We start from the raw sequence: 15,492 nt of genomic DNA, 5'->3' as shown, positions 1-15,492 counted from the left end.
GAAGGCGACGTTGTCATACTCGACAACCTGTCGAGCCACAAAGCCCCGGCCGCAGCGGCGTCCCTACGCGCGATTGGTGCATGGTTCCTGTTCCTGCCACCCTACAGCCCAGATCTGAATCCCATCGAGATGGCCTTCTCGAAACTCAAGACACTGATCAGGAAGGCCGCCGCGCGAACCTATGACCAACTCTGGGCCGCCGTCGGACAGGTCTGCAACCTCTTCTCGGACGAAGAATGCTACAACTACTTCAAAGCCGCAGGCTATGAGGCCGATTAAACGCGACACGCTCTAGAAAAAAAGGCCCCGTCACGCAGCTGCGTGACTGAAGCGCCCCCTGCCCGCTCCCTATATCGGGGTCACAGAAGCGGTGGTGGTCGCGAGAGACCGGACACAAGGGCCCACAGGAGGCAACCGACGGTGAATACACCGTAAGGAAACTGCCCGCGAAGCCCAAAGGTCCGGAACCGCTCTTCTTCTGTGTCTCGTGTCTTTACTCGTTTCACACGGGCAACGAACGTGGCCGACCAATCCTCCGGTTCGACCACCCAAATGCACCACTTACGTGCAACTTGCGTGTTGGACGCGCATGGGGCGGCAGGTTCATGGGGATGGCCTGTCGCCCAAATTTTTTATTGCAATTCAAACTGTTGGAAGTTGGCTTCGATCAGGGGGGCAGCGGGCAGTCCGATTTTCGGCGCAACGCATTCACCACAACGCGCTGCTTGTCCCCGCGCCACCGTTTTGCACTGTGTTTTCCATGGACAACCGCTCTTGCAATCGCCCACCCGAGCAGGCTATCACCGCCTAGCGGCGGGTGATTAGCTCAGTTGGTAGAGCGCTTCGTTTACACCGAAGATGTCGGGAGTTCGAGTCTCTCATCACCCACCACCTTAAGTCCTAGATTTTGACAAGCGTTTGACCTTACAGGGGAATGCGCCGCTTCAACTGGTTCGCAGGTGCGGCACACATGGGCCTGATTATGACGAAGCCAACGAAGATCGGGGACCTGTACTACTGTCGTGATGCTCCACGGTTGACACTTCGCCATTCACTGAGAGGCGGAAAAACCTTGAAACCGGACCAAACAATACATCCGACCAGTACATTCAATCTCCCTAGATTGGACAACAGCTTGAATGGTTATCCCTTGACGTTCAGACTGACCCAGCGATGCGGAGCTGAAGGATCCTGCATGCGCAGAAAGGTGTAGCCGGTCTTGTTCCACGGCTTGATCGTGTCCCTGAGATTGTCCACCACGAAGTCACCATTCTCCGTCCGGGCAACGAGAACCGCGTGGGGGCGTCCCGCCCTGTCCAGAACGGTTGTAAGGAGAAGACGGTCGGGAGCGTATCCCATGCCGATCAATTCCCGCTTCTTGAGCAGCGCGAAGTCTTCGCAGTCCCCTCCGCGACGTGATGGCAATGCCCAGTGGTCCTCTCGACGATACTGCGCGTCGTCCGATATTTCGCGCGTGGACCGATTGATCTTGCGGTTGACAGCGCTGATTTTTCCAAGCTCAGGAGATCTAGCTCTGTTCGACTTCGCACAAGCCCAGCGGTAGGTCGCGCACAGTGTCGCCGCTGCTTTCGGTGCCGCAATTCTGCCTTGATTCGGAATGAAGGCCCCTGCCTGCGACACTTCGACCGAAATGGTCATTGACATTCCCGCGATGAGCGACGTCGAAATTCTGCCAACCCATCCCGACCGGGAAATGGCTCCCGCCATGTTCGCCAGAGTTTTCATCTGGTGTGTCCGCCTGTCTCGTTTTTTTTTCTTTGCTCTTGGGGCTTTCGATACCACATCTCGAACATTTCTCGCAAACTCCCTGCCTGTGGAGTGGCAGAATCCCGCCACCATGAGTCTCGACCGCAACACCCCGAGCGCGAAACAATGGCGTTACGCAGGAGTTACTGTTTTTCTCTGGTATTACAGACTCGTGGCATTTTTTTGTTTGAAATTAAGTGGTTTCTGGACACCAAGAACCACGACCGCCAGAAAGACGGCTTGAGTTTTCCTCGAAAAAGTCTAAATATTTCCTTAATGGTTTCCGAGATGGCGTGGGGCTTATATTTTCTGACCCAGCCGCCAACATGGTGATGGCGGCCCGCGGTATATTTGTTCCCTACTGCTGCCAGCGCCCGTCTCTTTTTCGAGCAGCAAGGCGGACGGTTCCCGAGAACTCATTTTTTTAGGCGAGCGCAAGCCTGCGTTCGTTGGTTTTGGTTAATGATATGATGGACGGGAAAATGAAAAAAATTAAACGGGTGATGTATCCGATTGCCAGCGCGATAGCAGTACTTTCGATCGGATTTCCGGATGGCGCCCATGCTCAAAGGGTTCCAGACAAGTGCACAGTCGGCATTGCCAAGGCTGCGCTTTCGAGCGGTCAGGAAGACGCGCTGTGCGATTGCGCCCAGATAACGCGTGGTTTTGTCAAATACCTGCAACGCAGGCCGGATTTTGTTGACTTGCTGTCAGGCTACCAGGCCTCTTGTTCCGGACTTGCGTCGGTGTTGGGGGACGTTCCGACGGCTTCGACCAGGCCGGGAGATGATGTCGATCGCTCCGACGGTGATCACGACATCTTCAATGGCGGACGCAACAACCCAAGCAATGAAGATGGAGATGGCCAACCGGGATCTGCCCAGAACACTCCAGCCGGCACTCCCAACAACGGCGGCGGTCAGGACGACAACGGCGGCGGTCAGGACGACAACGGCGGCGGCGGTGACGGCGGCGGCGACGGCGGCGGCGGCGGTGACGGCGGCGGCGGCGGCGGCGGCGGCGGCGGCGACGGCGGCGGTGACGGCGGCGGCGGCGGTGACGGCGGCGACGGCGGCGGTGACGGCGGCGGCGGCGGCGGTGACGGCGGCGGCGGCGGCGGTGACGGCGGCGGCGGCGGTGACGGCGGCGGCGGCGGTGACGGCGGCGGCGGCGGCGGTGACGGCGGCAAGCCGAAGGACGACAACTCTGACGCCAACGGTAAGGGCGGTAACAAGCACGACCGTGACGACAAAGACAAGCCGTCTCAAGAAAATGCCGAGAACAAGAAGGGTGTCTGATCAGACCTTCTGGCAAGCTGCCTGATCTAGCCAGCGTTTTATGCACCCGGCGATCAGGAATCGCATTGCTCAAAAGGGCTGATGTAAGCCTTATCGACTGAAGACGACATATGTGAATGAGAGAGGGAACGGGTTCGTAAAAGATCCCGTTTCTTCCGTTTTTGTAACAGACCCTAGCTGCATTTCTTTGATAGATGATCTTTTGTCACTTCCCATAGGCTCTACTTCGTAGCCTGCGGCGACACCGAGTCGGTTCAGTTTTCTGTGGTCTCTCTTTTCGTGGTCGGGGAGGTCGTGGTCGCCCGGGTGACACGACACCCCGGCGCCAGCCTTCACCGATAAAGACGTGTTCAAGGATGGTCGTGCGCCTCGTCAAACAATCAATCGGAGATTACCGACGAAACACAACACTGGTACGCGAATCGAAAGGGCGCGCTCAAAAAACGGCGTAAAATCAAAGGATATCGTCGGAGAAGCGAGACTTCGAGTCTCTCATCACCCACCAATTCCAGTTAAAAAATCCGAAAACGGTTATGGCGCGCGCGCCACTCAATCGAGCGCAGATGGCCGGCATTCCTTCCCGCTGCCGGCGGCTGGCTCCATCGGCTCCCACATCGGCAACGTCGGCTGAACGGGTAAATTTCCCGCCTGCGCGAAGACATCCGGCAGGCCCCGGTCAGACAGGCCAGAGCAGCATCGGCACGACCGGCACCGATCCTTTTCCTGCGTCGCCCCCCCTTCCTCAAGCATATTCCAGGGTCCGAATTTGGTCGGAATCGACATTTCTCGCTTCGAAATGGCAAATCCGCTCGCTTTGACCGGGATTTTCGGCCCCTTGGCCTTGTCTCTGCTGCATTTCGGGATTGCGCCATTCAACGTGGCGACACGGCACCGGCTATCTTATCAAACTTCCGTGGGGGGAAGCCCCCCGAACCCTGAGGAAAAGACCATGACATATCTTCCTGGCGCCTGCCCCGACCGGGACGCCGCGCGACTTCGCGCGGTCAGATACTTCGCCGACATCTGCTCGGGACGGGCTCCAATGTCCGAAAAACAAGGCCTGATCGACAAGGTGCGTGAGCTGGAAGCCAAGTCCGACGAGGAACTGTCGTCGCTCGGCATTCTGCGGGAAGATATCGTGGATCACGTTTTCAGGGACGCTCACTTCGTGTGAGCATCAAGCGCGCGAGGCGCCGGATCGTCCCACCGATCCGGCCTTCGCGCGGTCCAGTCGTCATCGAGGGAGCGGCGTTGTGTCCGGGTTGTGCTATAACGATACACATGATGTTGTCGCGCGCGATCCGGCCCGCAGCCCAAGTGAGCCAGACGAACTCAGCCAAGGTTGTTGCCACGGAATGCAAAAAGCTTCGTTCTTCATCGTTCAAAGCAAAGACGCCGGCGCCCCACGCCGGCTTCCGTTTCCTAACGACCGGCAGATCCGCCTGGAGACAGTTCCACTTAGGAAGGGACGTGACGACGATCCCGAGACTTCCGGATGGGGCCCCTCGTGGCACTCTGTCCGTTCGGAAGCATCGGTCAATATGTCGAGAGAAATCCGGCTTTCGGCGGCCTCGCATCGCCGCCCGGTAGCCCGCGGGGGCTCCCCTCGCCTTTCGTCAAGAAACGCAACGCCCGCGATGGGCGGGGCCTTGGGAGAATAGTCCAGACATGGCAATATCCAAGAAACTAGCAGACGAGCTGGAGCAGCGGCGCGCCATAGCGCTGGCTGGCGGCGGCCAGAAAAAGGCCGACGAACGGCACGCGAAAGGGCGCCTGACTGCCCGAGAGCGCCTCGACGCGCTGTTTTCCAAGGGAACGTTCCAGGAATTCGGCCTTCATGCCAAGCACCGCACCCGGCACTTCGGAATGGACAAGAAGGACATCCCGACCGATGGCGTCGTCGTCGGCACGGGCTTCGTCGACGGCCGTCCCGTCGCCGCCTTCAGCCAGGATTTCGGCGTGGTCGGCGGCTCGCTCGGCGAAATCCACTCCAAGAAGATCTGCCACACGCTCGACCACGCGGTGAAAGCCGGCATACCGGTCATCGGCTTCAATGACTCGGGCGGGGCCCGGATCCAGGAAGGCGTGGGTTCGCTCGCCGGCTATGGCCAGGTCTTCTACCGCAACGTGCAGCTCTCGGGTGTCGTGCCCCAGATCTCCATCATCGCCGGCCCCTGCGCCGGTGGCGCGGCCTACTCCCCGGCCCTGACCGACTTCATCATCATGACCCGCGAGAACGCCCAGATGTTCATCTGCGGCCCCGAGGTGATCCGCTCGGTCACCGGCGAAGTCACGACGATGGACGAGATCGGCTCGGCCAAGGCCCATGCCTCCATCTCGGGCAATATCCACTTCATCGCCGAGAGCGACGAGCACGCAATCGCGCTGGCCCACCGGCTGCTGTCCTTCCTGCCGTCCAACAACATGCAGGACCCGCCGCACAAGGTGGAACCGGACCTCTCCGTGGTCGATATCCCGGCGCTGGACGAAATCGTGCCCGAGGATCCCAAGGCCCCCTTCGACGTGCGCGAAGTCATCAAGCTTCTCGCTGACGACGCGGACTTCCTCGAGGTTCAGGAGCTCTTCGCCCAGAATATCGTCATCGGCTTCGGCCGCATCGGCGGGATCGTGGTGGGCTTCGTCGGCAACCAGCCGACGGTCAAGGCCGGCACGCTCGATATCGACGCCTCCGACAAGGCCGCGCGCTTCGTGCGTTTCTGCAACGTCTACAACATCCCGATCGTCACCCTGGTGGACGTCCCCGGCTTCCTGCCCGGCGTCAAGCAGGAGCAGCAGGGCATCATCCGCCACGGCGCCAAGATGCTCTTTGCCTATGCTTCCGCCACGGTGCCGAAGATCACGGTCATCATGCGCAAGGCCTATGGCGGCGCGTACCTGGCCATGTGCTCCGAGGACATGGGTGCAGACCGGGTGATCGCCTGGCCGACAGCTGAAATCGCCGTGATGGGCGCGGAAGGGGCTGCCAACATCCTCTACCGCAAGGAGATCAAGGAGGCCGAAGATCCGGTCGCGAAGTCCAAGGAACTCATCGCCGAGTACCGTGAGGAATTCGCCACGCCCTATCTCGCTGCCGGTGAACTCATGGCGCATGACGTCATCCAGCCGCGCGAAACCCGCTCGGCGGTTGCGCTCTCCCTGCGCGGCCTGATGTCCAAGCGCGAAACCCGTCCGCCGAAGAAACACGGCAACATCCCACTGTAATGAAAGGTCTTCCAGATGCTTGAAGCCTTGGGAATCATCGGCACCGGCTTTGCCGTCGTGATGTCGGTTCTCGCGTCACTCTGGGGTGCCTGTGCTTTGGTCGGCTTCTTCTTCACTCGTGAGAAGAAGGAACAACAAGCGACCAAGGCTGCTCCTGTGCCGCCGCGTGCCGCCGTCGCCTCCCGCGCCGGCGTGCCGCCCCACCACCTTGCCGCGATCTCCGCGGCGGTGTCTGAAATCTTCGGGCCCGGCTACGTGGTTACCCGCGTCGCCGCTCCCTCCCACGTGGTCACCGACTGGCCCATCGAAGGTCGCAAGGACACCTTCGCCGGCCGGCGCATCCGAACAGCCTGGGGTCCCACCCGGCTCACCCTCGGTGGTGAAACCCCCAATATTCTGAGAGGACAGAACAAATGAAACGCCTTCGGATTACCGTTCAGGGCATTGCCTACGAAGTGACCGTCGAAGACCTCGATCTGGATACCCCGGCAAAGGCAGCCCCCGCCCGGGCTGCAACTCCCGCCGCTGCCCCGGCTCCTGCCGCTACCCCTGCCCCGGCTCCCGCTGCTGCTCCGGCCCCGGCCGCTGCTCCGGCAGGCGACGGCGCCGTGCCCAGCCCGCTGGCTGGCACCGTGATCAGTGTCGAAGTGTCGGTCGGTCAGAAAGTCTCGCAAGGTGACACGCTTCTGGTTCTCGAAGCCATGAAGATGAACACCAACATCGGCGCCCCCTCCGACGGCACCGTCACCGCCGTCAACGTGGCCGCCGGTGCAACCGTGACCGAGGGTCAGGTCCTCGTCACCTTGTCCTAAGGAGGCGCTCCTCCCATGGATGCCACCACAACTGAAATGTCCAAGCTCGCAGAGCTATGGTCGCTGACCGCGTTCCCGGATCTCACCATTCAGATGGTGGTGATGTGGGTGGTCATCGCCGTGCTGTTCTACCTCGCGGTCTGGAAGCAATATGAACCGCTCCTGCTCATCCCGATCGCCTTTGGCGCGTTGCTCGCGAACCTGCCCACGCAGGGTATGATCAACCTGCCGGTAGGCGATCACCCGGGCGGGCTCTACTACTACATCAAGCTCGGCATCGATTACGAGATCTTCCCACCGCTCATCTTCCTGGGCGTCGGGGCTCTGACCGACTTCGGTCCGCTCATCGCCAACCCGCGCACGCTGCTGCTCGGCGCGGCGGCCCAGTTCGGGGTCTTCGCGACCTTCCTGGGCGCCACGGCCATTGGATTCTCGCCCCAAGAGGCGGGTGCCATCGGCATCATCGGCGGCGCAGACGGTCCGACCTCGATCTTCCTGGCAAACAAGCTCGCGCCGCATCTGCTCGCGCCGATCGCGGTGGCGGCCTACAGCTACATGGCCCTTGTGCCGATGCTGCAGCCGCCGGTCATGCGGGCTCTGACGACGGAAGCAGAGCGCAAGATCCGCATGAAGTCCCTGCGCCAGGTGTCCCGCCTCGAGAAGCTCATCTTCGCCGGCATGGTCACCATCGTCGTCATCCTGCTGGTTCCGGCCGCCTCGGCCCTGATCGGCATGCTGATGCTGGGCAACTTCCTGCGCGAAAGCCTCGTGACCGAGCGCCTTGTGAAAGCCGCCCAGAACGAGCTGATCAACGTCGTGACGATCTTCCTCGGGACGTCGGTCGGCATCACCATGACCGGTGAAGCCTTCCTCAACGCCTCGACGCTGAAGATCCTGGGCCTCGGCGTGATCGCCTTCGGCATCGCGACGGCCTGCGGTGTGCTCATGGCCAAGCTGATGAACCTATTCAGCAAGAACAAGATCAACCCGTTGATCGGTTCTGCGGGTGTCTCGGCCGTGCCAATGGCGGCACGTGTGAGCCAGGTGGAAGGCCAGCGGGCAGACCCCGGCAACTTCCTGCTGATGCACGCGATGGGCCCGAACGTGGCTGGCGTGATCGGTACGGCGGTTGTCGCCGGCTACTTCATCGCCTCCTACGGCTGACCTTCAGCCCCCAAGGCAGTTGACATCGCCCCCGCCCGGGAAACCGGGCGGGGGCTTTTCTTTGGCACGGCCGGGAAGCGCGAGGGCCCGCAGTTGCACCGAGGTTGCGGAAGACAGAGGCGTCGGCACGACTGTCCGGCCCGGTTTTCTCCATGAACTGCAAGAATCGGCCTAGGATGACCGGATCGGGTCACGCAACCTATTGGAGGCTTGAATGCATTATTCCATCCTGCTCGAAGACGCCGAGGGCGTATCCTATTTCGAGGACCGTACCGTGGATGTCCCTTTCCGGGATTTCGTCCCGCCCGCGGCGCCGCTTCAGATCTCGGATGTGTATCGGGCGACGGGATTCGTCTTCCTGACGCTTCCGGTCGGCTGGAAAGGTGTGCAACACCGCTCGCCGCGCCGACAGATCGCCGCGATCCTGTCAGGTCGGTTCCGGGTCGAGGCGGGTTCGGGCGAGGTGCGGGATTTCACCGCCGGAGACCTGTTCTGGATGGAAGACACCACCGGTGCGGGTCATGTCTCCTCGGCAGAGGACGGCGTAGCTGCGACAATGGTCATTACCCAGCTCGGCTGAAGGCGCGCCCTGGCGCGCGCCCCGGCAGGTGCGTCCCGCTGCTCTCCCTCAGAAGTAGCGAAGCCAGATATACAGGTTGGCGATGATCAGCGTGAGGATCATGATCGGGAAGGCGACCTTGGTGAAGGCGATGAACCCGATCGGCTGCTTGGCCTTTTCGGCGAAAGCGGCGACGGTAAGGTTCGCCGAGGCGCCCAGAAGCGTGCCGTTGCCGCCCAGGCAGGCGCCAAGCGCCAGCGACCACCAGAGCGGCTCGATCTTGTCCGGTCCGAACGTGTGGGCGGTGGATTCGATCATCGGGATCATCGTCGCCACGAAGGGGATATTGTCGAGGATCGCCGAGAGGATGCCCGAGGCCCAGAAGATCAGGAAGGCCGTCCACATCAGGTCGCCCTCGGTGAAATCGAGCACAGCTTCGGCAAACATCTCCAGCAGGCCGACATGTTCGACCCCGGCCACGATCACGAAGAGCCCCCCGAAGAAGAAGATCGTCACCCATTCCACCTCGCCGAAGACATGGTGGAGCGTCTCGGACTGCGCGTCAGGCTTCTGGTGGCCATAGGCCAGCAGCATCAGCAGCGCCGCCCCTGCGAGCGCGGAGGTGCCCGGCTGGATGCCATAGGCGTGGCCCATGGTGAAACCGGCCAGCACCAGCGCCAGCACGAAGAGCGACTTGTACATCAGCACCCGGTCCCGGATCGCGCCGGAGGCGTCGAAGCCCATGATCCGCTCGCTGGCGGATTTCGGGATCCGGCGCAGTTCCTTGCGGTTCATCAGGTAGATGATGGAGGTCAGTACCACGAGGCAGACAGCCGCGATGGGAGCGAGGTTGGACAGGAAGTCGTTGAAGCTGAGACCGGCCGCGGAGCCGATGATGATGTTGGGCGGGTCACCGATCAGCGTCGCCGTACCACCGACATTGGAGGCCAGGATCTCGGCCACGAAGAACGGAAACACCTTGGTTTCCAGCGCTTCCGTGATCAGAAGCGTGATCGGCGCGATCAGCAGAACGGTGGTCACGTTGTCCAGCAGCGCCGAGAAGATCGCCGTGATCACCGTCAGCATGATCAGGATCCCGGTCGGGTCCGCCTTGACCGTCTTGGCCGCCTTGATTGCAACGAACTGGAACAACCCGCAACGACTGGTGATGGCGACAATGACCATCATGCCGATCAGCAGCGCAAGCGTGTTGGCATCCACCCCGGCCACGGCCTGCGCCTGGTTGATGATCCCAAAGAGGACCATCAACGAGGCGCCGAGCATGGCGAGCACCGCGCGGTTCACCTTCTCGGTAATCAGGACGGCATAGACGAGGACGAGAATGCCGGTGGCGATCCAGAGCGGCTCGACACCGAGCATGTCCGGAACGGAAATGGCGGTTGCGCCATGTGATGCGGCTTGTTCACTCACTGTTTGCGTTCTCTGTTTCTTCGGGTTGGGCCAGCACGTGGTCCAGGAGCGAGTTGGCGCTCAACGTGCCGACAAAGCGGTTCGTCTTGGGGTCCACCAGGATCACGTGGCGTTTGTATTGGTGTATCAGGAAGATGCCTTCCATGATCGGTGTCTCGGGCGCAGTCACGGGAATGTTGTCGGGATTGGACAGGTTGTCCCCGACCTTCTCGTATTTGAGCTGTTCCAGGCGCGCGTTGAAGTCCGCTTCCGAAAGGCTCATGAAGCCAAGGCTGCTCAGCGGCACGCGCGTATGCTCCAGCCCGATCAGCGCCGCCTTGGGCAGGATCAGCTTGAGCAGGGTCGGGGCCGTGAACACGCCGACATATTTGCCGTCGTGATCGACCACGGGCAGGAAACGCGCCCGGCTGCGCTTGATGATGTTGAAGGCTTTCGCAACGCTCTCCTCCGGATGGATCGTATTCTGAACCTCCGGCGAAACCATCACATCAAAGCATGTCAAACCCATATCTGACCTCGAGAATTCCACAGTGGGACCGCCTGCTTGGCATCGGAGCCAATGACCGGCGACATCGCCATTGGCCTGGTCCCGCACAGTAAACCGTCGCTACGTCACTGCAATGGCCGCTTGATTCCACTGTTTCCGGATCAATGCCAGTCTCCCTATTGCATAGCCGCTTTAACTTGGCCGCCGAAACGGGGGAAAAAAGGCAAAAAGGTACAGGATTCGGTTGAATTGCGACTTGTCGGTCAACGCGCCGCAGGAGCCGCCCGCGTGGTCAGTATGCCAGGCAGCGGCGAAGAGAAGCAGCCAACGCCGTCTCCTGATTAGCTCCTACTTGTCGATCCTGGGAGTATTCCAACGCGCTTCCCGCGCCTCGATCGCCGCGATGCGGACATCGCTCTTGGGGTGGCTCATCAACCAGGCGGGCGTTCCCGCCCCCAATCCACCCGTCAGTTTCTCCAGCTTTGCAAACAGGCTCTTCTGCGGTCCGGTCCCGATCCCCGATTTGACAAGGAGGGCGGAGGCATAGGCATCGGCCTCGAACTCGTCCTGCCGGCTCAGCCGCGCCGCCAGCAGCGAGGTCAGCGCTCCGGCGATCAGCGGGCCAATGCCCGGCAGGAAGCGGTTGATCATGCCCGCCAACGCCACGCGCATGGCATTCTGGCCAGAGAAATCGATCATCCGTCGCCGGGAATGGCCGAGCGCGACATGGCCCATCTCGTGGGCGATCACGCTGGCGATCTCCTCGTCGCTCACCTCGCCGGCCCGGTACCGTTCATAGAAGCCGCGGGTAATGAAGATCCGTCCGTCTGGCGCCGCCAACCCGTTGATCGGCGCGACCTCGTAGATGAAGACGCGGATCCGCTCCAGGTCGAGCGCAGCCGCCATCCGGTCCAGAAGCCGGCGCAGCCGCGGATCGGCCAGTTCGGAGGAGCGCGCATCGAGGTCGCGCGCCGTCTTCCAGGCCGAGAAGCGATACATCGCCAGCCCGTAGAGCAGCATCAGGAGGAGTGGTGTTAACTTTATCATCCCTCAAGATATGGGCGCGACTAGCCTGTTCGGCAAGCGGATCATTGACGGGTCAGCGCTTCGGAGAATGTCTGCGCCAGCCGCGCGTCCAGCGCCGCATGCGGTTTGTCCGAACGTCCGTAATGCAGCTCGGAAAGCGCAGCGATCCCGTTGAAGAGGACGAAGACGGAGCCGTCTTCGCGCTCGTAGACGAAGAGTTTCTGGCAAAACGCGTCGAGGCCGATCGAGAGGAACTCCGCCATAGCCACGCCACCCGGGGCGGGCCCGCCAAAGAGCAACAGGGTTGCGCCGGGAAGCGTGATGCCCCGGGCCTCGGCGCGGGCACGAAAATCATGCTCCCCGAACCAGATCGTGTCGCCTTGCGCCAGAATGGCGTCCTTCAAACGCTGAATGGACTCGGCGAGACCGTAAGGGGAGGCGAGTTCGATGATGCCATAATCCCTGGACAGAGTTCCAACCGGCGCGGTCGTTGCGCTTTCATTAACGGGGGTGAGAACGGCATCCAGCCGCGCGTCCCAACCTTCGAGCGCGTCGCTCGAAGCAAGGCCATGCCGCGCCATGAGGAAGGCGGCGTCCGTGGTCATGACAGCGAGAGCGCCCGCGCCGTCGTAGGAAAGCACGCGAAAGGGCAAGTCGAGACCAGATCGGATTTCGGCTGACAGGATCGCACTGTCCAGGTCGGGATCTGAAAAGATCTGAACACGGGAGGCAGGCATCTCAATGCCCGCCGCGCTGGCAAGCCGGGCATGGTCGATCGAGATCACCGGGTCGAGCCCGGCTTCGGCGACAGCCGTCGCAACCGCCTCGAAGGCTGCGTCCACCTGTTGCTGCATCTCCTCCGCATGAAGCGGCGCGGTCGCCAGAGCGACAGCCAGTGTCAAAGAAAATCGCCCAAACATAACGTCCTCCCTTGTTCGGGATCCTCTCAGTTCAACTCCCGCATCCCCCGATCGATCCCCTCCAGCGTCATCGGCACCATGCGGTCTTCGAAGATCTGCCGGATCATGGCGATCGACTGGGTATATTGCCAGTGCCGTTCGGGCGTCGGGTTGATCCAGAGGTTGTCCGGCCATTGTTCGCGCGCGCGGCGCAGCCAGAGCTCGCCCGATTCCGCGTTCCAATGCTCGTTCGCACCGCCGGGTTGCAGGATTTCGTAGGGGCTCATAGAGGCGTCGCCCACGAAAATGCATTTATAATCAGGCCCATAGGTGTTGAACACCTCCCAGGTCGGCGTCTGCGCGTCCCAGCGGCGCCGGTTGTCCCGCCAGACGCCTTCGTAGAGGCAATTGTGGAAGTAATAATACTCGAGATGTTTGAACTCGGCGCGGGCGGCCGAGAACAGCTCCTCCACCACCTTGATGAACGGGTCCATCGAGCCGCCAACATCGAGGAACATCACTACCTTGACCGCGTTATGCCGCTCCGGGCGCATCTTCACGTCGAGATAGCCGTGATCGGCGGTAGCGCGGATCGTCTCGTCGAGATCCAGCTCTTCATGCGCGCCGTGCCGCGCCCATTGGCGCAGCCGCTTGAGCGCGACCTTGATGTTGCGGGTGCCGAGTTCCACCGAGTCGTCGAGATTGCGAAACTCGCGCTTGTCCCAGACCTTGACCGCGCGCTTGTGGCGGCTCTCGTCCTGGCCGATGCGCACACCTTCGGTGTTGTAGCCATAGGCGCCGAAGGGCGAGGTGCCGGCGGTGCCGATCCACTTGCTGCCGCCCTGGTGGCGGCCTTGCTGCTCCTTGAGCCGCTCCTTGAGCGTCTCCATCAGCCTGTCGAAGCCGCCAAGCGCCTCGATCTCGGCCATCTCCTCGGGCGTGAGAAGTTTCTCGGCCATCTTGCGCAGCCAGTCCTCGGGCAGCTCCAACGCCTCCATGACCTGCTCGACACTGATCGCCTCGACCCCGTCGAAACTGGCGGCAAAGGCGCGGTCGAAACGGTCGAGATGCCGCTCGTCCTTCACCATGGAGGCGCGGGCGAGGTAGTAGAAGCCTTCGAGATCATAAGTCACCAGCCCCGCCGACATCCCCTCCAGGAAGGAAAGGTATTCGCGCAGGCTCACCGGCACACCGCCGTCGCGCAGGTTCTGGAAGAAGGGCAGAAACATCGGGGCTCCTCGGTTGCGTCACCAGCCACACTCCCGTGGCCGCGCGCCGAGGTCAACACCCGGCCCGCGCCCGAAAGGCGCTCAGCGACCGCCCGTCGTCGTCGCATCGCAGATGCGCGCAAGTCAAAAGGTACCGCATCGAAGATGCGCTCCTCCCGTTGGCTCGGGCGCGCCTTCAGCGCGTGAAAAACACGAGGGCCACCGTTTTTGCGAGTATCTGCGCGCCAGCCAAGGGCCTCTGCACCACGATTTCCGTTTGCACGGCCTCAGGTGAGCTTGCCGTCCGCCAGCAGCTTGCCGAAGGCGTCGAAGGTGGTGCGGATCCCCTCCTCCGGCGTGATCGACGGATAGGCGCCGAGATGTGCCCGGATCGGTGCGTCGCTGAGATCCGGCGGGATCGGCAGCGGCTTGCCCGCTGTTCGGACCGCATGGCCGGGGGCCAATCGTGACAGGATCTCCAGCCCTTCTTCTATTTCCATGCAGGTGCCGTTCAGATCGAACACTGGCGCGCCCTCCCCCTCCCGGGCAACGGCAGCGATAAAGGCTGAGGCGGCCTCGCCCGCGTAAAGCCAGCTCACCGGACCACCAAAGGAGACCTCGAAGGCCTCGCCCCGCGCGGCGTGCAGCAGCGCCACGCTGAATTCGGATGTCATGCCCAGGTCCCGCCCGACGCCATAGACCACGTTGGGACGAATGCCGACCGACGGCACCTGCCAGTCGAGCCAATAGACCTGCGCGGTATATTCGTTGGCCAGCTTGTAGGCGCCATAAAGCGTGGCGATGGTCGGCCCGCCGGGTGGCATGCCGTGGATAGCCGTGGAACTGGCATAGGCGAGGCGCTTCAACCCCTTGTTGCGTGCAAGTTCGAGCACGTTGATCGTGCCCTCGACATTCACCCGCGCCCCGGCGGCAGGATCTGCCTTGCAGAAGGGCACCATCAGCCCCGCAAGGTGGATGATGGCACGAATGCCATACTTCTCGCAGATCTCGGCGAGGCGGGCGCTGTCGGTGATGTCGCCGGTCTCCCACGGAAGGTCCGCGGCCGCGTCTCCCATCAACAATGCCGGCCGGGTCCGGTCGTCGCGCAGGTCGAAGGCGACCAGATCGACGCCCGAGCGCGCAAGGATCGAAACCACCCAGGAGCCGATACAGCCCCCCGCCCCGGTGACGAGAACGGGACCGTCAAAGCGGGACGGGTCCACAAGAAACGGGTCTGTCAGAATATCCATGCGCTCCTCCCCAGGCTGCAATTCGGGGAGTGTGGCGTGGAAAATGCTGCCGGTCGAGCTTTTACGACGGTTCTGTCGAACTCTGCCGGACTCCGCCGGGCGGAAAGATCGCGTGACGATAGTCTGAACGCCCGCAGCGCGGCGGCATCCATCCTGCTCAGGCCGAGGCTGGGCCGCCTACAGCATCCGCTCGAGAACGATCGTGATGATCAGGCCGACCAGTGCCAGCGCAATGGCATAGCCAGCCGCATACTGGGCGATATCCGCCGGCTTGCCGCCGCGCTTGCGCGCCAGGAGCCCGCCCCATATCGCCCCGCCGATCGCTGCCAGAATGACAATCATCTTCGTCCCCGCTTTTGCTCGCGCACG

General features: G+C 62.0%; 17 protein-coding genes and 1 tRNA gene. 10 read left to right on the top strand and 8 right to left on the bottom strand.

The features are described 5' to 3' along the window. Both BLR85_RS18105 and BLR85_RS18100 read left to right on the top strand, forming a co-directional pair. On the top strand, positions 1 to 279 hold a 279-nt coding region (locus tag BLR85_RS18105; RefSeq protein ID WP_170844626.1), incomplete at its 5' end, for a transposase. A gap of 536 nt (positions 280 to 815) precedes the next feature. Next, positions 816 to 891, top strand: a tRNA-Val gene (locus BLR85_RS18100). A 252-nt stretch (positions 892 to 1,143) separates the two neighbouring features. Here BLR85_RS18100 and BLR85_RS18095 read toward each other — a convergent pair. Next, positions 1,144 to 1,659 carry a transglutaminase-like cysteine peptidase gene (locus BLR85_RS18095; RefSeq protein WP_170844625.1) on the bottom strand — a complete coding sequence of 172 codons (516 nt, stop codon included), beginning with the start codon at positions 1,657 to 1,659 and terminating at the stop codon, positions 1,144 to 1,146. Between the two features lie 13 nt (positions 1,660 to 1,672). On the opposite strand from BLR85_RS18095, the gene BLR85_RS29220 reads away from it, so the two are divergent. From BLR85_RS29220 to BLR85_RS18060, 8 genes are all read left to right on the top strand, one after another. Then, positions 1,673 to 2,011: a hypothetical protein gene (locus BLR85_RS29220; RefSeq protein WP_170844624.1), complete on the top strand. Its 339-nt coding sequence runs from the start codon at positions 1,673 to 1,675 to the stop codon at positions 2,009 to 2,011. A 238-nt stretch (positions 2,012 to 2,249) separates the two neighbouring features. After that, positions 2,250 to 3,065, top strand: a complete 816-nt coding sequence (locus BLR85_RS29580; RefSeq protein WP_212635106.1) for a hypothetical protein — start codon at positions 2,250 to 2,252, stop codon at positions 3,063 to 3,065. A gap of 1,042 nt (positions 3,066 to 4,107) precedes the next feature. Further along, positions 4,108 to 4,239, top strand: a complete 132-nt coding sequence (locus BLR85_RS30275; protein ID WP_280138490.1) for a hypothetical protein — start codon at positions 4,108 to 4,110, stop codon at positions 4,237 to 4,239. Positions 4,240 to 4,733: 494 nt separating this feature from the next. Then, positions 4,734 to 6,287, top strand: coding sequence for an acyl-CoA carboxylase subunit beta (locus BLR85_RS18080; protein WP_093159885.1), 1,554 nt, complete (start codon positions 4,734 to 4,736; stop codon positions 6,285 to 6,287). Between the two features lie 15 nt (positions 6,288 to 6,302). Continuing rightward, positions 6,303 to 6,704 carry an OadG family protein gene (locus BLR85_RS18075; protein WP_093159881.1) on the top strand — a complete coding sequence of 134 codons (402 nt, stop codon included), beginning with the start codon at positions 6,303 to 6,305 and terminating at the stop codon, positions 6,702 to 6,704. Further along, positions 6,701 to 7,099 carry an acyl-CoA carboxylase biotin carboxyl carrier protein subunit gene (locus tag BLR85_RS18070; RefSeq protein WP_093159877.1) on the top strand — a complete coding sequence of 133 codons (399 nt, stop codon included), beginning with the start codon at positions 6,701 to 6,703 and terminating at the stop codon, positions 7,097 to 7,099. The genes BLR85_RS18075 and BLR85_RS18070 overlap by 4 nt, the downstream gene beginning before the upstream one ends. 15 nt (positions 7,100 to 7,114) lie before the next feature. Beyond that, a complete protein-coding gene (locus tag BLR85_RS18065) occupies positions 7,115 to 8,263 on the top strand; it encodes a sodium ion-translocating decarboxylase subunit beta (protein ID WP_093159874.1) in 1,149 nt (382 codons plus the stop codon). A 214-nt stretch (positions 8,264 to 8,477) separates the two neighbouring features. Next, on the top strand, positions 8,478 to 8,843 hold the full coding sequence (locus BLR85_RS18060) for a cupin domain-containing protein (protein ID WP_093159869.1): 366 nt from the start codon (positions 8,478 to 8,480) through the stop codon (positions 8,841 to 8,843). A 48-nt stretch (positions 8,844 to 8,891) separates the two neighbouring features. Here the strand turns inward: BLR85_RS18060 and BLR85_RS18055 are convergent, their stop codons facing one another. The 7 genes from BLR85_RS18055 to BLR85_RS18025 form a co-directional block, all read right to left on the bottom strand. Continuing rightward, a complete protein-coding gene (locus tag BLR85_RS18055) occupies positions 8,892 to 10,253 on the bottom strand; it encodes an ArsB/NhaD family transporter (protein WP_212635105.1) in 1,362 nt (453 codons plus the stop codon). Next, entirely contained in the window at positions 10,246 to 10,761 is a 516-nt protein-coding gene (locus tag BLR85_RS18050; protein ID WP_093159864.1) for a CBS domain-containing protein, read from the bottom strand. The genes BLR85_RS18055 and BLR85_RS18050 overlap by 8 nt, the downstream gene beginning before the upstream one ends. A gap of 327 nt (positions 10,762 to 11,088) precedes the next feature. After that, positions 11,089 to 11,787, bottom strand: a complete 699-nt coding sequence (locus BLR85_RS18045) for a M48 family metallopeptidase (protein ID WP_093159859.1) — start codon at positions 11,785 to 11,787, stop codon at positions 11,089 to 11,091. Between the two features lie 41 nt (positions 11,788 to 11,828). After that, a complete protein-coding gene (locus BLR85_RS18040; protein WP_244520776.1) occupies positions 11,829 to 12,668 on the bottom strand; it encodes a DUF302 domain-containing protein in 840 nt (279 codons plus the stop codon). 44 nt (positions 12,669 to 12,712) lie between these two features. Then, entirely contained in the window at positions 12,713 to 13,894 is a 1,182-nt protein-coding gene (locus BLR85_RS18035; RefSeq protein WP_093159849.1) for a vWA domain-containing protein, read from the bottom strand. Between the two features lie 266 nt (positions 13,895 to 14,160). After that, a complete protein-coding gene (locus BLR85_RS18030; protein WP_093159844.1) occupies positions 14,161 to 15,123 on the bottom strand; it encodes an NAD-dependent epimerase/dehydratase family protein in 963 nt (320 codons plus the stop codon). 177 nt (positions 15,124 to 15,300) lie between these two features. After that, entirely contained in the window at positions 15,301 to 15,465 is a 165-nt protein-coding gene (locus BLR85_RS18025) for an apolipoprotein acyltransferase (RefSeq protein ID WP_093159838.1), read from the bottom strand. Between the last annotated feature and the right edge of the window lie 27 nt (positions 15,466 to 15,492).

Origin of the sequence: Aliiruegeria lutimaris, from assembly GCF_900099935.1 — a bacterium.
Classification (GTDB): Bacteria; Pseudomonadota; Alphaproteobacteria; order Rhodobacterales; family Rhodobacteraceae; genus Tropicimonas; species Tropicimonas lutimaris.
Note: the sequence above shows the minus strand (reverse complement) of the source record. Positions and strands in the feature narration are given on the sequence as shown.

What these genes read in the sequence shown, in the direction of transcription:
- BLR85_RS18080 (WP_093159885.1), top strand. Translation starts at nt 4,734, where the DNA reads ATGGCAATATCCAAGAAACTAGCAGACGAGCTGGAGCAGCGGCGCGCC.
- BLR85_RS18060 (WP_093159869.1), top strand. Translation starts at nt 8,478, where the DNA reads ATGCATTATTCCATCCTGCTCGAAGACGCCGAGGGCGTATCCTATTTC.
- BLR85_RS18030 (WP_093159844.1), bottom strand. Translation starts at nt 15,123, where the DNA reads ATGGATATTCTGACAGACCCGTTTCTTGTGGACCCGTCCCGCTTTGAC.
- BLR85_RS18050 (WP_093159864.1), bottom strand. Translation starts at nt 10,761, where the DNA reads ATGGGTTTGACATGCTTTGATGTGATGGTTTCGCCGGAGGTTCAGAAT.
- BLR85_RS29220 (WP_170844624.1), top strand. Translation starts at nt 1,673, where the DNA reads ATGAGCGACGTCGAAATTCTGCCAACCCATCCCGACCGGGAAATGGCT.
- BLR85_RS18095 (WP_170844625.1), bottom strand. Translation starts at nt 1,659, where the DNA reads ATGACCATTTCGGTCGAAGTGTCGCAGGCAGGGGCCTTCATTCCGAAT.
- BLR85_RS18045 (WP_093159859.1), bottom strand. Translation starts at nt 11,787, where the DNA reads ATGATAAAGTTAACACCACTCCTCCTGATGCTGCTCTACGGGCTGGCG.
- BLR85_RS18065 (WP_093159874.1), top strand. Translation starts at nt 7,115, where the DNA reads ATGGATGCCACCACAACTGAAATGTCCAAGCTCGCAGAGCTATGGTCG.
- BLR85_RS29580 (WP_212635106.1), top strand. Translation starts at nt 2,250, where the DNA reads ATGAAAAAAATTAAACGGGTGATGTATCCGATTGCCAGCGCGATAGCA.
- BLR85_RS18025 (WP_093159838.1), bottom strand. Translation starts at nt 15,465, where the DNA reads ATGATTGTCATTCTGGCAGCGATCGGCGGGGCGATATGGGGCGGGCTC.
- BLR85_RS18070 (WP_093159877.1), top strand. Translation starts at nt 6,701, where the DNA reads ATGAAACGCCTTCGGATTACCGTTCAGGGCATTGCCTACGAAGTGACC.
- BLR85_RS18035 (WP_093159849.1), bottom strand. Translation starts at nt 13,894, where the DNA reads ATGTTTCTGCCCTTCTTCCAGAACCTGCGCGACGGCGGTGTGCCGGTG.
- BLR85_RS18075 (WP_093159881.1), top strand. Translation starts at nt 6,303, where the DNA reads ATGCTTGAAGCCTTGGGAATCATCGGCACCGGCTTTGCCGTCGTGATG.
- BLR85_RS30275 (WP_280138490.1), top strand. Translation starts at nt 4,108, where the DNA reads ATGTCCGAAAAACAAGGCCTGATCGACAAGGTGCGTGAGCTGGAAGCC.